The organism is Halodurantibacterium flavum (assembly GCF_042681825.1).
Lineage (GTDB): Bacteria > Pseudomonadota > Alphaproteobacteria > Rhodobacterales > Rhodobacteraceae > Halodurantibacterium > Halodurantibacterium flavum.
Genome location: NZ_JBHUGH010000006.1, coordinates 131,721 through 146,798, shown reverse-complemented (window position 1 = coordinate 146,798; position 15,078 = coordinate 131,721). Strand labels below are relative to the sequence as shown.

15 protein-coding genes are annotated in these 15,078 nt (G+C 64.8%); 6 read left to right on the top strand and 9 right to left on the bottom strand.

Annotated features, from left to right (window positions below):
- Nucleotides 1-7: 7 nt before the first annotated feature.
- Nucleotides 8-559, bottom strand: a complete 552-nt coding sequence (locus ACFSGJ_RS09235; protein ID WP_390260982.1) for a tetratricopeptide repeat protein — start codon at nucleotides 557-559, stop codon at nucleotides 8-10.
- Nucleotides 560-631: 72 nt separating this feature from the next.
- Between ACFSGJ_RS09235 and ACFSGJ_RS09230 the strand changes: the two genes are divergently transcribed.
- Nucleotides 632-922, top strand: coding sequence for an SCP2 sterol-binding domain-containing protein (locus ACFSGJ_RS09230; protein WP_390260980.1), 291 nt, complete (start codon nucleotides 632-634; stop codon nucleotides 920-922).
- A 1-nt stretch (nucleotide 923) separates the two neighbouring features.
- A complete protein-coding gene (locus tag ACFSGJ_RS09225) occupies nucleotides 924-1,865 on the top strand; it encodes an alpha/beta fold hydrolase (protein ID WP_390260979.1) in 942 nt (313 codons plus the stop codon).
- Nucleotides 1,866-1,869: 4 nt separating this feature from the next.
- Here the strand turns inward: ACFSGJ_RS09225 and ACFSGJ_RS09220 are convergent, their stop codons facing one another.
- The 4 genes from ACFSGJ_RS09220 to ACFSGJ_RS09205 are packed head-to-tail and all read right to left on the bottom strand — an operon-like array spanning nucleotide 1,870 to nucleotide 5,788.
- Entirely contained in the window at nucleotides 1,870-2,595 is a 726-nt protein-coding gene (locus tag ACFSGJ_RS09220; protein WP_390260978.1) for an Ntn hydrolase family protein, read from the bottom strand.
- 34 nt (nucleotides 2,596-2,629) lie between these two features.
- Nucleotides 2,630-3,442, bottom strand: a complete 813-nt coding sequence (locus ACFSGJ_RS09215; RefSeq protein WP_390260976.1) for a transglutaminase family protein — start codon at nucleotides 3,440-3,442, stop codon at nucleotides 2,630-2,632.
- A complete protein-coding gene (locus ACFSGJ_RS09210; protein WP_390260975.1) occupies nucleotides 3,439-4,392 on the bottom strand; it encodes an alpha-E domain-containing protein in 954 nt (317 codons plus the stop codon). Before ACFSGJ_RS09210 ends, ACFSGJ_RS09215 begins: the two co-directional genes overlap by 4 nt.
- A gap of 4 nt (nucleotides 4,393-4,396) precedes the next feature.
- Nucleotides 4,397-5,788, bottom strand: coding sequence for a circularly permuted type 2 ATP-grasp protein (locus ACFSGJ_RS09205; protein WP_390261195.1), 1,392 nt, complete (start codon nucleotides 5,786-5,788; stop codon nucleotides 4,397-4,399).
- Nucleotides 5,789-5,980: 192 nt separating this feature from the next.
- Here ACFSGJ_RS09205 and ACFSGJ_RS09200 point away from each other — a divergent pair, with 192 nt between their 5' ends.
- The 3 genes from ACFSGJ_RS09200 (at nucleotide 5,981) to ACFSGJ_RS09190 (ending at nucleotide 10,458) form a co-directional block, all read left to right on the top strand.
- Nucleotides 5,981-6,985: a ligase-associated DNA damage response exonuclease gene (locus ACFSGJ_RS09200; RefSeq protein WP_390260973.1), complete on the top strand. Its 1,005-nt coding sequence runs from the start codon at nucleotides 5,981-5,983 to the stop codon at nucleotides 6,983-6,985.
- A complete protein-coding gene (locus tag ACFSGJ_RS09195) occupies nucleotides 6,982-8,574 on the top strand; it encodes an ATP-dependent DNA ligase (RefSeq protein ID WP_390260972.1) in 1,593 nt (530 codons plus the stop codon). Before ACFSGJ_RS09200 ends, ACFSGJ_RS09195 begins: the two co-directional genes overlap by 4 nt.
- Nucleotides 8,575-8,637: 63 nt before the next feature.
- Entirely contained in the window at nucleotides 8,638-10,458 is a 1,821-nt protein-coding gene (locus ACFSGJ_RS09190) for a M3 family oligoendopeptidase (RefSeq protein WP_390260970.1), read from the top strand.
- A gap of 82 nt (nucleotides 10,459-10,540) precedes the next feature.
- Here ACFSGJ_RS09190 and ACFSGJ_RS09185 read toward each other — a convergent pair whose 3' ends face one another.
- The 4 genes from ACFSGJ_RS09185 to ACFSGJ_RS09170 form a co-directional block, all read right to left on the bottom strand.
- Nucleotides 10,541-11,293: an outer membrane protein gene (locus ACFSGJ_RS09185; protein WP_390260968.1), complete on the bottom strand. Its 753-nt coding sequence runs from the start codon at nucleotides 11,291-11,293 to the stop codon at nucleotides 10,541-10,543.
- Between the two features lie 226 nt (nucleotides 11,294-11,519).
- Complete coding sequence (locus tag ACFSGJ_RS09180) at nucleotides 11,520-12,509, bottom strand: Gfo/Idh/MocA family protein (RefSeq protein ID WP_390260967.1); 990 nt, start codon at nucleotides 12,507-12,509, stop codon at nucleotides 11,520-11,522.
- A 181-nt stretch (nucleotides 12,510-12,690) separates the two neighbouring features.
- Entirely contained in the window at nucleotides 12,691-13,587 is an 897-nt protein-coding gene (gene rpoH, locus ACFSGJ_RS09175; protein WP_390260965.1) for an RNA polymerase sigma factor RpoH, read from the bottom strand.
- A gap of 127 nt (nucleotides 13,588-13,714) precedes the next feature.
- Nucleotides 13,715-14,758, bottom strand: a complete 1,044-nt coding sequence (locus ACFSGJ_RS09170) for an RluA family pseudouridine synthase (protein WP_390260963.1) — start codon at nucleotides 14,756-14,758, stop codon at nucleotides 13,715-13,717.
- Between the two features lie 10 nt (nucleotides 14,759-14,768).
- On the opposite strand from ACFSGJ_RS09170, the gene ACFSGJ_RS09165 reads away from it, so the two are divergent.
- On the top strand, nucleotides 14,769-15,077 hold the full coding sequence (locus tag ACFSGJ_RS09165; protein WP_390260962.1) for a DUF6476 family protein: 309 nt from the start codon (nucleotides 14,769-14,771) through the stop codon (nucleotides 15,075-15,077).
- Nucleotide 15,078 lies beyond the last annotated feature (1 nt).

Genomic DNA, 15,078 nt, shown 5'->3' with positions numbered 1-15,078 from the left:
GTTAGCCTTATAATGCCTGGCCCGAAACCTGACGTTCCAGATCCTCGATGGCCGTTTTTATATCCGGCTGATGCGGATGTATAGCACCGGCCGCGCGAAAGGCCGCCAGCGCGCGTTCGGGTTCGCCCAGTTCCTCCAGGATCACGGCAACGCCGGACAGGGCCTGAAAATGCCGGGGATTGAGTTCCAGGGCACGGCGCAGATCGGCCAGGGCCTCACCGGGGCGGTCCGAGAAATAGAACGCCTCGGACCGGGCATACCAGCCTTCCGCGAACTCCGGTGCATGATCGGTCAGCGCGGTCAGATGCTCGATCGCCTGCGGCCAGTCGCGCACCGCCATCGCGGCCCGCCCCCGCTGCAAAAGAAGGTCCGCGGCGGCCGAACCCGATCTGGACCATTCCTCGATCAGTTGCCGTTCAAGGCGGGGCCACATCGGCTGGTCGGGTTCCTGAAGCTCTGCCAGCAGGTCATCCACGCGGTCCGCACGGGCGACGCCTGCGCCCCCCGCGACGATAAGTGCCGCAACGACAAGATTGAGAAAGGCTACGCGAGTATCCATAACAGAACCGAATGTAGCGCAACCGTGCGAAATTGCGAGAGGGCGCGCGGTCAAACCAAAGGGATGAGACAGATGAGCGACGTGATCACCGGTGCCGTTGACGCACTGAACGAGAAACTGGGCGGCCGGGGCTTTGACGGGCTGGCCAAGTTCGTCATCCGCGACGAGGGCGCGGTGATGATCGACCAGTCGGGCGCGCGCGCCGGCGACGAAGAGGCCGACGTGACCCTGATCGCCAGCGAAGAGACCTTTCGCGGCATCCTCGACGGCGATGTGAACCCGACCACTGCCTTCATGATGGGCAAGCTGAAGGTCGAGGGGAACATGGGCCTTGCGATGAAGCTCGGGTCCGTCCTGAGCTGACGTGGTGACGCCCGCCCCGTTTCATGAGGACATCGCCGATGGTCCCCGGGGCGGGCGGGCCGTCTGGATCACGACCGGGGACGCGGCGCGGCTGCGGCTGGTTTTCTGGCCGCAGGGCGAGAAGGGCCGCGTCCTGATCCTGCCGGGGCGCAGCGAATATGCCGAGAAATACGGCCCCGTCGCCCGCGCCCTGGCTACGCACGGTTACGGCGCCGCGATCCCCGACTGGCGGGGACAGGGCCTTTCCGACCGCCTGATCGCCGATCCCCGGGCGGGACATATAGTTCATTTCTCACAGTATCAGAATGACTTGCAGGCGACGCTTGATGTTGTGAGAGAGCTTGACGGCACGCCGCCGACGCTGATGCTTGCCCATTCGATGGGTGGCGCGATTGGCCTGCGTGCAATGACCTCGGGGCTTGTCATGCGGGCTGTGGCCTTCAGCGCCCCGATGTGGGGTATCCGCATCTCGGCCCGGGCGCTGCCCATGGCCTGGGGGCTTTCGACGGCCGCAAGCTGGCTCGGGCGGCTGGGCCATCGCTACATCCCCGGCCGTGGCGGGCCCGACAACTGGCTGCGGGCCGAGATCTTCAACGAGAACACCCTGACCGGAGATCGCGAGAGGTTCGACTGGATGATCGCACAACTGGGGGCGCATCCCGAACTGGGTATCGGCGGTGCGACGCTCGGCTGGCTCAACGCGGCGCTACGGGAAACGGCGGCGCTGCGCCGCCTGCCATCGCCCGCCGTGCCCGCCTATGTCGCCCTGGGCAGCGAGGAACGGATCGTGTCGGACAGCGCGATCCGGGCCCGCGTCGCGCGCTGGCCCGGCGCCGTGCTGGAGGAATATCCCTCTGCCCGGCATGAGATCATGATGGAACGCCCGCACCTGCGCGACAGGTTCCTTGGCCATGTCGCGGCGCTGTTCGACGCCCATGTCTGAACGATCAGATCCGGATTCGCGTGAATCCGTCGCGCAGCGCGTCCGACCAGGCCTCTGACATCTGCGCGAATTGAGGATCGCCCGCCTCGATCCGCCGGCGGTCGCTCACCCGGCAGTCGTCGCGCCGGATCACCGCGAGATCGAGCGGCATCCCCACCGAAAGGTTCGACCGCAGCGTCGAATCCATCGAGAGAAGAACCGCCTTCTGCCCGTCCACGAGGCTTGTGGCCGGCGTCACCACCCGGTCGAGGATCGGCTTGCCGTATTTGTGCTCGCCGATCTGCAGATAAGGCGTGTCCTCGATCGCCTCGATGAAGTTCCCCTCGGGGTAGACAAGGAACATCCGCATCGCCCCGCCGCGCCGCTGCCCCGCGACGATCATCGAGGCCGTCGCGGCCTGTTTCATGCGGTTCATCTTGTCGGTGATCTCGGCGCTGACATCCGACAGGGTGCGGCCCACGATCTCGGCCACGGCGAGCATCGAATTCGCCCGAAGGATCGAGTCTGCCCCCTCGCCCTCGGGCGACTCGGCGGCCTCTCGCAGCCGGGCAATGGCGGTCTGCGTCACCGACAGGCTGCCCGCCGTCATGATGACGATGACCCGTTCGCCCGGGTCTTCGAAGGTGAACATCTTGCGATAGGTCGCGATATTGTCGACCCCCGCGTTGGTGCGGGTATCCGAGAGGAGGACCATCCCCTCTTGCAGCAAGAGACCCACGCAATATGTCATCCGTCACTCCCGGGATTCGGCCAGAAGGCCGACATTATTGCTGCGCCTGCTGCACCGCAACGGTCACGTCGAGATGTTCCTGCCCGCCGCCGCGCGCGGTCCCGCGGATCGGCGCGGCCTCTCTTGCGTCGAGGCCCGAGCCGAGCCGGATATAGCGCTCATCGGGGCAGCAGTTGTTGGCGGCATCGAACCCGACCCAGCCCAGCCCCTCTACATGCAGCTCGGCCCAGGCATGGGCGGCCTCATGCGGCACACCCTCGGCATCGGCGTGCAGATAACCCGAGACATAACGCGCAGGGATACCTTCGTTTCGCGCGATGGCCAAAAGGGCATGAGTATGATCCTGGCAGACGCCTGAGCCCAACGCCAGCGCCTCGGCGGCGGTCGTATGGGCGTCGGTTGTCGATGGGTCATAGATGATTGCCGCTGCGACCGCCGTCGCCAGCCTGTGCGCCCGGTCCAGCGGATCGCGCCCCGCCCGTGCTGCGTCCCGGCCGAGTTCCACAAGCGCCACATCGCAGCGCGTGACAAGCGTGTCGCGGAGATAGGCCATCGGCGGCACGGTTTCACGATAGCCACGCAAGACCCCGGCCAGATCCCGCGTTTCGACGGTGCCGGAAACGCGCACCTCGATCTGCGACACCGGGCCGGGCACCGAACAGCCCTGCACCCAGTCGCCCGCGCCATCGCGGAACCCACCGCCGGCAAGGGAATCACTGACCGAGATATCCCACGCGAGCACGCTCTGCCCCTCATACGAAGATGGCGTGAGCCGGTGGCTCTGGACCACGCCGCGCACCGGCAGGTCATAACGATAGGTCGTCACATGCTCGACCGTCAGGATCATCGGACATCTCCGCTCAGATAAGCCTCATGCACCAGCGCGGAGAGACCATCGACCTCGCGTATGAAGCGGGTCAGAAATTCGTGCAGCCCCTCATCAAACACATCGACGACCGAAAGTTCCGCCAGTTCACCCAGAAGTGTGCGCGCCCGTGACTGCGCCGGCGTGGTCCGGTCATAGCCGCGGGCCAGACGGTCGAGATGCGTGTTCATCCCCTGAACCGAGGCCATCAACGACCGCGGGCTTTGCGGGTTCAGGATCAGGAAATGCGCGATCTTGGCCGCCGTGACCTCGCCCCCATAGGCCCAGTGAAACGCGCGATGCGCCGAGAGCGCGCGCAAAAGCGTCGACCACTGGTAATTGTCCAGCCCCGATCCCACGAAATCGACCCGGGGCAGCAGGACATAGTATTTAACGTCCATCAGACGCGCCGTGTTGTCCGCACGTTCCAGAAAATAGCCGAGGTTCAGGAAATCGTAGCCGTCATTGCGCAGGAGCGTCGCCTCGATCGCACCGCGCACCATGGCGGAATGGCGCATCGTCCATTCGGTCAGCGTGCTCAGGTCCAGTTCCGACCGGGGGGTACGCTCCAGTTCGCGCATTTCCTGAAACGCGGTGTTGAGCGCGTCCCACATCTGCGTCGTCAGCGCCGTTCGCACGATCCGGGCGTTTTCCCGCGCCGCCGTGACGCAGGACGCAACCGAAGACGGGTTGTCACGGTCAAAGAACAGATAGCTCTCGATATTGCGCTGCACCGGATCGCCGTATTTGTGGGCAAAGCCGTCGGCGGTACCGCTGGCGCGCAGGATACTGTCCCATTCGCTGCGGAACCCGTGACCCGCATTGGGGATCAGCGCGATGCGGGCGCCGACCTCCAGCAGGCGCGCGGCGGTTTCGGCGCGCTCCAGATAGCGGGCGATCCAGTAAAGGTTGTCGGCGGTCCGGCTCAGCATGTCATCACTCCGCCAGCACCCAGGTATCCTTGACCCCGCCTCCCTGGGACGAGTTGACGACAAGGCTGCCTTCGGTCAGCGCCACCCGCGTCAGACCGCCGGGCATCAGCTCGATCCGTTCCCCCACCAGGCAATAGGGCCGCAGATCGACATGGCGCGGCGCGATGCCGTCGGCCACAAAGGTCGGGCAAGTCGAGAGCGCCAGCGTCGGCTGGGCGATGTAGTTGCCGGGATTGGCCGTGATCCGCTGGCGGAAGGCTTCGATCTGCTCCGAGGTGGCACACGGACCGACAAGCATCCCGTAGCCGCCGGAGCCATGGACCTCTTTCACGACCAGTTCGGGCAGGCGTTCCAGCACGTATTTCAGGTCGTCCCCGCGCCCGCATTGCCAGGTCGGCACGTTCTGCAGGATCGGCTCCTCGCCCAGATAAAAGCGGATCATCTCGGGCACGAAGGTGTAGATCGCCTTGTCATCGGCCACGCCCGCCCCCGGCGCCGAGGCGATCGTCACCCCGCCCGAGCGATAGACATCCATCAGGCCCGGCACGCCCAGCATCGAATCCGGGCGGAAACACAGCGGGTCCAGATAGGCATCGTCGATCCGCCGATAGATCACATCGACCCGGCGCGGGCCTTCGGTGGTGCGCATCCAGACATATTCGCCCTCGACGAACAGGTCCTGCCCCTCGACCAGCTCAACGCCCATGAGGTCGGCCAGAAAGCTGTGTTCGTAATAGGCGCTGTTGAAATGCCCCGGCGTCAGGATCACGATGGTCGGATCGCGGTCGCATTTCGCCGGCGCGACCGACACGAGCGTCCGGCGCAGCGCCGCCGGATAGCCGTCGACCGGCTCGATCCGGTTCTCGCGAAAGAGATCGGGGAACATCCGCATCATGATCTCGCGGTTTTCGAGCATGTAGCTGACGCCCGACGGGGTGCGGCAGTTGTCCTCCAGCACAAAGAACTCATCCCGGCCGGTCCGCACCAGGTCGATCCCCACCACATGGCTGAAGACGCCCCTCGGCGGCACGAAGCCCAGTGCCGCGCGCTCGAACGCCTCGTTGCAATAGACCAGCCGGGCGGGGATGCGGCCCGCGCGCACGATCTCGCCGCGACCATAGACATCCGTCAGAAAGGCGTTGAGCGCCCGCGCCCGTTGCCGGATGCCCCGTTCCAGTCGCCGCCATTCGTGATGGGTGAAGACGCGCGGGAACATGTCGAACGGGATGAGCCTGTCCGGATCGCCCCCTTCCCCGTAGACCGCGAAGGTGATGCCGATGCGGCGAAAGAGCGCCTCGGCCTCGGCCTGCTTGAGACTGCGAAGACTGTCGGGCATTGCCCGCATCCAGTCCTCAAGCCGCGCATAGGGGGAACGCACACCCCCGTTGTCGAACATTTCATTGAAATACTGCACGGGCTCTACCTGACGAATTTAACAGCATGTGAGCAAATGGCGGGCAGCCTGACAAGGGCGCCGATAGGTCATGTGCCGGGGTCGCGCGTTCCAGCCTCCGGATTAATCATTGCGCACAGGAATTCAGCAGCCCGTGCTCTGGCAGGGGCGCTGCCGCGTCCTATCATGCGCCTGATGGCAGTGCTTTCCTTTACCGATCGCGGCATTCATTGCCCGGCAGGCGATTTCTACATCGACCCGTGGCGCCCCGTGGACCGGGCGCTGATCACCCATGGCCATTCGGACCACGCCCGCCCGGGCCACAACCGCTATCTTTGCACCGATCTTGCCGCGCCGGTCATCCGCCACCGGCTGGGCGAGATCCGGCTGGAGACGATCCGCTATGGCGAGGCGCGGCGGATCGGCGATGCGACCGTCTCGTTCCACCCCGCTGGCCATGTGCCGGGTTCCGCGCAGATCCGGGTCGAGGTCGCGGGCGAGGTCTGGGTCGTTTCCGGCGATTACAAGCTGCACGCCGATGCGCTCTCGGACGCGTTCGAGCCGCTGCGCTGCCATGCCTTCATCAGCGAGTGCACCTTCGGCCTGCCGGTCTTTCGCTGGGAAGATTCGGCCCGTGTGTTGGGGCGGGTCGATGACTGGTGGGCCGCCAACCGGGCCGAGGGGCGGTTTTCGGTGATCGGGGCCTATGCCTTTGGCAAGGCGCAACGGCTGCTTGCCGGGGTGACGCCGTTGGGCCCGATCCTGACCCATGGCGCGGTCGAGGCCACGAACCGCGTGATGCGCGATCAGGGTCTGCCCTTGCCGGATACGGTGCAGGTCACGCCCGAGCTCGACCTGAAGGCCCATGCCGGGGCGCTGGTGATCGCGCCACCCTCGGCGCTGGGGGGGCCATGGATGCGCCGCTTCGGCCCCGTCTCGACCGCCTTTGCCAGCGGCTGGATGGCCCTTCGGGGGGTGCGGCGCAGGCGGGCGGCCGACCGGGGCTTCGTCATCTCGGACCATGCGGATTGGCAGGGGCTCAACGCGGCGATCCGCGAAACCGGCGCGGAGCGGGTTTTCGTGACCCATGGCTACACATCCGTCTTTCGCCGCTGGCTGGCGGAACAGGGCTATGACGCGCAGGTCGTCGCCACCGAGTATGAGGGCGAGGCGCTGGACCCGCCCGAGGTCGTCGAATGAAACGCTTCGCCTCGCTCTTCACCGCGCTGGACCGGACCACGCGCACCAATGCCAAGGTCGCGGCCCTTGCCGACTATTTCCGCGAGGCACCGGCGGAAGACCGGCTCTGGACCATGGCGCTTTTGTCGGGGCGGCGCCCACGCCGGGCGGTCAGCGCGACACAACTGCGGCTTTGGGCGGCGGAACGGGCGGGCATCCCGCTCTGGCTCTTTGAGGAAGCCTATCCGGTGGTGGGCGATCTGGCCGAAACCATCGCGCTTGTGCTGCCGCCGCCCGCGCGGGAAACCGACGCACCGCTGGCCCATTGGGCGCGGGTCCTGCTGGACATCGCCAATGCGCCAGAGGCCGAAAAGAAGGCCGTGATCCTCGATGCCTGGGACCGGCTGGACGAAACCGAAAGGTTCCTCTTCAACAAGCTCGTCACCGGGGGCTTTCGCATCGGGGTCAGCCAGAAGCTGATGACCCGGGCGCTGGCCGCCGCAACCGGGCAGGATGAGGCCGTTCTCGCCCATCGCCTGATGGGCGACTGGACGCCCCAGACCACCAGCTTTGCCGCGCTGGTCCTTGCGAATGACCCCTCGGCCGATCTGTCGAAACCCTATCCGTTCTGCCTCGCCCATGCGGTCGAGGGCGATCCGGCGGCGCTGGGGCCGGAGGCTGACTGGCTCGCGGAATGGAAGTGGGACGGCATCCGGGCGCAGCTGATCCGGCGCGGGGGCGAACATTACCTCTGGTCGCGGGGTGAGGAACTGATGACGGACCGCTTTCCGGAATTCGCGGCCCTGCGCGATTTCCTGCCCGACGGCACCGTGATCGACGGCGAGGTTCTGGCCTGGGGACAGGACATCCCCCTGCCCTTTGCCGCCCTGCAGAAACGGATCGGGCGCAAGACCGTGCCGAAGAAGCTGCTGGCCGAGGCGCCGGCGATGATGCTCGCCTATGACCTGCTGGAATGGGAGGGGCAGGACATCCGCAAGCAGCCCTTCTGTGAACGCCGGCGGCTGCTGGAGGGCGCGCTGGCATCGCTGCCGCCCGCGCTGCCGCTTCGCCCGTCGCCGCTGGTCGAGATCGCCGATTGGCAGGCGCTGGCCGAACGGCGGGCAGAGGCGCGCACCGAACTGGCCGAGGGGCTGATGCTCAAGCGCCGCAACGCCCCCTATCATGCGGGGCGCAAGCGCGGCGACTGGTGGAAATGGAAGCTCGACCCGCTGACCATCGACGCGGTGATGATCTATGCGCAGGCGGGCCATGGGCGGCGCGCGACGCTTTACACCGACTTCACCTTTGCCGTGTGGGACGGCCCCGACCTCGTGCCTTTTACCAAGGCCTATTCGGGTCTCACCGATGCCGAATTCAACCAGATCACGAATTGGGTCCGTCGCAACACGCTGGAACGGTTCGGCCCCGTCCGTCGGGTGAACCCCGAACTCGTGTTCGAAATCGCCTTCGAGGGCATTCAGGAAAGCACGCGCCATAAATCGGGGGTGGCGCTGCGGTTCCCGCGCATGGCGCGCTGGCGGCTCGACAAGCCCGCGTCCGAGGCGAACACCCTTGCCGATCTGCGCGAGATGCTGGCGACTTACGGCTAGGTGCCTTGCAGCCGGGCGACCCAAGGACATATGTTCAGGCGAACGCAAGAATGAGGTTTCCTGATGTTGTCCCACCTGCCCCGCCCCGTCTTTGACGCCAATGCCAGCGCCGGTGGGGGTCTGGGGCAACTGCCCGAGTGGGACCTGACCGACCTCTATCCCGCCCCCGACGCGCCCGAAGTTGCGCGCGACATGGAGTGGCTGGAAAAAGCCTGTGCCGATTTCGCCGCGGATTACGAAGGCAAGCTGGCGACGCTGGACGCGGACGGGATGCTCGACTGCGTCAAGCGCTATGAGGAAATCGACATCATCGCCGGACGGCTGATGTCCTATGCTGGCCTGCGCTATTACCAGAACACGATGGACAGCGAGCGTGCCAAGTTCATGGCCGATGCGCAGGACCGTATCACCACCTTCACCACGCCGCTGGTCTTCTTCAGCCTGGAATTCAACCGGTTGGAGGATGCACATCTGGAACGGCTGCTGGAAGCGAATGACGACCTCGCCCGCTACCGTCCGGTGTTCGAGCGGATGCGCGCCATGCGCCCGCACCAGTTGTCGGATGAGCTTGAACGCTTTCTCCACGACCAGTCCACCGTGGGCGCGGCGGCGTGGAACCGCCTGTTCGATGAAACGATGGCCGGGCTGACCTTTCAGGTCGTGGGCGAAACGCGGAACCTTGAGGAAACGCTGAACCTGCTGACGGACCCCGACCGTTCGCGGCGCGAGGATGCGGCAAAGGCACTGGCCGAAGTCTTTCAAAAGAACGTCCGGCTGTTCGCCCGCGTCCACAACACGCTGGCCAAGGAAAAGGAAATCAGCGACCGCTGGCGCAAGATGCCGACGCCGCAGACCGGCCGACACCTCTCGAACCACGTCGAACCCGAGGTGGTCGAGGCGCTGCGCAATGCCGTCGTCGCGGCCTACCCGAAGCTTTCGCATCGCTACTACGCGTTGAAGGCCAAATGGATGGGTCTGGACAAGCTGGAGGTATGGGACCGGAACGCCCCCCTCCCGATCGAAACGCCCAGGACCGTCGGCTGGGATGAGGCCCGGAAGCTGGTGAGCGACGCCTATGAAGGCTTCGATCCGCGCATGGCCGAACTGGCCGAGCCCTTTTTCACCAAGGGCTGGATTGATGCAGGCGTCAAGCCAGGCAAGGCGCCGGGGGCCTTTGCCCACCCGACGGTGACGACTGTCCATCCCTATGTGATGCTCAACTACATGGGCAAGCCGCGGGACGTGATGACGCTGGCGCATGAACTTGGGCACGGCGTCCATCAGGTGCTGGCGGCAGGCCAAGGTGAGCTTTTGTCATCCACCCCCCTGACGCTGGCGGAAACCGCAAGCGTCTTTGGCGAGATGCTGACCTTCAAGACGCTGCTGTCCCGCGCGAAAACCGAAGGCGAACGGAAGACCCTGCTCGCCGGCAAGGTCGAGGACATGATCAACACGGTCGTGCGCCAGATCGCCTTCTACGACTTTGAATGCAAGCTGCACGCCGCCCGGCGCGAGGGCGAACTGACCCCCGACGACATCAACGCGCTGTGGATGAGCGTACAGGCCGAAAGCCTCGGCGACGCGTTCAACTTCATGGACGGGTATGAGACGTTCTGGACCTATGTTCCGCATTTCGTGCACTCACCCTTCTACGTCTATGCCTACGCGTTCGGCGACGGGCTGGTGAACGCGCTCTACGCCGCTTATGAGGAAGGTCTGCCCGATTTTCAGGAGAAGTATTACGAGATGCTGAAGGCCGGCGGATCGAAGCACCACAAGGAGCTTCTGGCCCCCTTTGGCCTCGACGCAAGCGATCCGAAATTCTGGGACAAGGGCCTCAGCATGATCGCCGGCATGATTGATGAGCTCGAGGCGATGGGCTGAAACAGCCCCCCTCATCTGATCCATGAAACGAAAAAGGCCGCCACCCTGGGGGGATGGCGGCCAACTCGTTACGTTACACGCTTCAGAAGCTGAAGTTGACGCCTACACGAACGCTGTGGAAGTTCATCGTGGTAGCGGTTGTATAGCCGTTGGGGCCGGTCAGATCGTCGCGGCCCAGATCCACGTAGTTCCATTCGCCGCGGACCGACCAGTTGGGGTTATAGGCATATTCGACGCCCAGACCCGCGATCCAGCCGGTGCGCGACACGGATCCGTTGATATCGACCGGGCCTGCGCCGGGGCCGGAACCGGGGGTACCGGTCACGCTGTAATCATAGTCCCCGTGGGCCACACCACCCAGCGCATAAATCAGCAGGTCCGGACGGGCCAGAACACCTGCCGTCGCCTTGGCGGTGACAAGGTAGTTGAGGCTTACGTCGGAATCGACCCCGTCAACCGAGACATTGTCGCTGATATCGGTGCCGTCGAGGCCGAGTTCCCCACCCAGAACGAAGTTCTGGAACGGGAAGCGATAGCCCACATGCACGCCCCCGATAAAGCCTTCGGGTTCCAGCGTGCCGTAGTCGACCGGCCCTGTTCCCGGCTGGCGAAGTCCCACGATATCGTCCCCGGCGAAACCCCATCCGAGCGAGGCACCAGCATAGGGACCGGCAAAATAGGTGGCAACAGGGGCCACCACGACCGGCGCCGGCGGGGCGATGGTCGGTTCCATCGGCACGGGCGTAATACCACCAGCAAGTGCTGCTGCAGGCGAAATAAGCGTGGTTCCAAGGATTGCTGCCGCAACGCGGCCTTTGATCAAGTGCATCGGCATATTGTTTACTCCTGAATGCGGCCACACGGCCGCCCGGTATACTCACGAGATCCGGAATGGATCCCCTGCCAAGCTGTTTTCAAACCATGGCACAAAAAGGACGCGCGACCAACGAAACGGATCCTTCAGAACGGTTTTTCCCAACTCTTCTAGCCGCAGTGCAGCATTTTTAACACAACGTTAATCTTTGCATGAACTGCACATATTGAGCCGATTCTCCGCTCGATCAGGGGCTTATGGTTCCCGCACCCGGTTCCGACTGTCCGGCAGCCAGAATGGTGTCCAGCATACGTTGATTGGCCCTTGAATATTCCAGCGGGCAGGCAAACGACTCACCCCCCGTGGCGCGGGCGAATGCCTCGATCATCAGGCGGTACTGGTCGATGTTGGAATAATCCTCGACCACCAGCTGCCCGTCCTCACGCATCCAGTGCAGTTGCGTCGGCCCATAGACATTGGCATTGAACGGTGCCGTCAGGCGCAGCCAGCCGGTTTCGCCGTGAAAGACCATTTCCTGACGGGGCCGCAGGCGCATCCCGCAATAGAACGCCAGGCTGAAGCCGGGGAACTCGGCCCAGACGCGGGCCATCGCATCGATCCCCCCCTCCATCTCAAGCCGGGCCTCGACATGCATGGGCTCCGCGCCGCTGGCAAAACGCGCGCCGATGCAGGGATAAAGGCCGATGTCATAAAGACTGCCGCCGCCTGTTTCGGGGCGATTGCGGATATTCGCCGTATCGGTGTTGCGAAAGGTAAATGCGCCATCGACATGCCGCAGTGGGCCAATCGCCCCGTCGGCGATCAGCTCGCGCACCCGTTGCCATTGCGGATGATGCACGATCATGAAGGCTTCGGCGGCGAACCGCCCCGTTTCATCCCGCACTGCGATCAGCCTGTCGATCTGCTCGGCCTTCAGCGCGACGGGCTTTTCGCAGAGCACGTGCTTTCCCGCCCGCAGCGCGCGTTCCGTCCATTCGACATGCAGGTGGTTCGGAAGGGGGATGTAAACCGCGTCGATGGCATCGTCGGCCAAAAGCGCGTCATAGCCCTGATGAACCCGCAGGCCGGGGTAGCGCGCGACAAACGGTTCCGCCCGTGCAGGGTCAGAGGTTGCGATGGCGGCAAGGGCGTTGCCCTCGGCCTGATGGATGGCGGGGCAGACGAAATTGCGGGCAATACGGGCGGCGCCCATGACCCCCCAGCGAAGATGCGGCATCGTGTTCCTCCTCAAGAAGGGGAATGTTAGCGCAATCAGGGAAGGAGGCAAAGGGCGCACATACCCGGCAACGGCTTCCATCTGCTATTGCTGCCCAAAGCGCAGAACCGCGGGCCGCCCTGAATGAAAAGGGCGCGCAACCGAATTGCGCGCCCATGGAAGAAGGCCTTGGCCAGAACGATCAGGCGTTCGCCAGCATCCCCTTGTCACGCGCCAGTTCGCGCATCCGCTTTTGGAGCTTTTCGAACGCCCGCACCTCGATCTGGCGGATGCGCTCGCGGCTGACCTCATAGCGCGACGAAAGATCTTCGAGCGTGACCGGCTGGTCCTCCAGCCGCCGCTGCATGAGGATGTCCTTTTCGCGGTCGTTCAGAACGTCCATCGCCTGCAGCAGCAGCCCGCGGCGGGTTTCCAGTTCTTCCCGCTCGGCATAGTCGCCGGCCTGGTCGGCATCCTCGTCCTCCAGCCAGTCCTGCCACTGGCTCGCGCCCTCGCCATCGCTGCCGATCGTCGCATTGAGCGATGCATCGCCCCCCGACATCCGCCGGTTCATCGCGATTACCTCGTCCTCGGAAACCGAGAGATCGCGGGCGATCTGGGCGACATTCTCCGGGCGCAGGTCGCCCTCTTCCAGCGCTCCGATCTTGGACTTGGCCTTGCGCAGGTTGAAGAACAGCTTTTTCTGCGCGCTCGTGGTGCCGAGTTTCACAAGGCTCCAGGACCGCAGGATATATTCCTGAATGCTCGCCCGGATCCACCACATCGCATAGGTCGCGAGGCGAAAGCCCTTTTCCGGATCGAACCGCTTGACCGCCTGCATCAGGCCGACATTCGCCTCGGAGATCACTTCGGCCTGCGGCAGGCCATAGCCGCGATAGCCCATCGCGATTTTCGCAGCGAGCCGGAGGTGAGACGTCACGAGCTTGTGCGCCGCATCGGTGTCGTGATGATCGACCCAGCGTTTCGCAAGCATATATTCCTCTTCCGGTTCCAGCATCGGAAACTTGCGGATTTCCTGCAGGTAACGGTTCAGACCCTGTTCGGGGCTCGGTGCGGGAAGGTTGGTGTAACTGCTCATGCCTTTTGTCCCCCTCGTGACAAGCGCGTGACCGTGCGACGCGCGGGCCGCAGCCATGACGTCACAGTTTTAACATCAGATGTCCATTGAACGGAGCGGACTCCAGTTTTGTGTCAGGGCCTCACGCTTATGTGTGGTCAGGTGATCTTGATTGCCACCCCAGCGCACCCAGCAGCGCCTCGAAATCAGACGGCAGAGGCGCGGAAAACATCAGCCGTTCGCCGGTGACGGGATGGTCAAAGCCCAGTTCGGCCGCGTGCAGCGCCTGCCGGGGGAATCCGGCGATAGCCTCGGCAGCCGCGGTCCCCAGCGCCTTTGCCGGGGGTTTCCGGCGCCCGCCATAGACCGGATCGCCGACCAGCCCGTGCCCCGCATGGGCCAGATGCACCCGGATCTGATGGGTGCGTCCCGTTTCCAGCCAGCATTCCAGCAGCGCCGCGGCCGCCGGGTCACCGAACCGGTCGAGCACCCGGGCCCGCGTCACCGCATGACGCCCGCCCTGGAACAGCACCGCCTGACGCTGACGGTCGGTCTTGTGCCGGGCGAGTTGCGTCGTGATCTTGAGGATGTTGCCCGCCTCAAAGCTCACGCCCCGCACGCCCCTCAGCCGGGGATCGGCGGCGTCAGGCACCCCATGGCAAAGCGCGAGATAGCGGCGGTGGACGCTGTGACGTTCGAACTGCACAGCCAGCCCGTGATGCGCCCGGTCCGATTTCGCGACGACCAGCAGGCCCGAGGTCTCCTTGTCGATCCGGTGCACGATGCCCGGACGCCGTTCGCCGCCGATGCCCGACAGCGTATCGCCGCAATGATGCAAAAGCGCGTTCACCAGCGTCCGGTCGGGCGAGCCGGGCGCCGGATGCACCACCATCCCCGCGGGCTTGTCGATGACGATCAGGTCGTCGTCCTCCCAGATCACGGCCAGCGGGATGTCCTGCGCCACGGTTTCCACCGCCTCGGGTGCGTCGAGCGTGATGGTGATCACCTCGCCCTCGGCCACCCGCGCCTTGCCGTCGGTGATGACCTCGCCGCCCCGCGTCACCGCGCCATCGGCGATCAGCCGCGAAAGCCGCGACCGCGACAGGGCCGCCGCCTCTGGCACATCTCGGGCAAGCGCCTTATCAAGACGGTCGGGTGGGTCGGCGGCGATCGTCACCTGAAGCTGCGGCATGGATATCTCGATGACTGACAAGGACGCCCCCGGGCCTCTGCCCCGGGAACTCCGGTTTCTGAAACGGCTGGTCACGGCGCTGACCGGCGTGATGATTGCGGGGCTTTTAATCATCATCGTGCTGCTTGTCACCCGGCTGACGCAGATCCCCGAACAAGCGGGCATCGCCCTGCCAGAAACCATCGCCTTGCCGGAGGGCACGCGCGCCACGGCCTTTACCCAAGGCCAGGGCTGGTATGCGATCGTGACGGATACGGGCGAGATCCTGATCTACGATGCGCAAACCGGCGCGCTGCGACAGCGCATCGCTATCGAGTAGA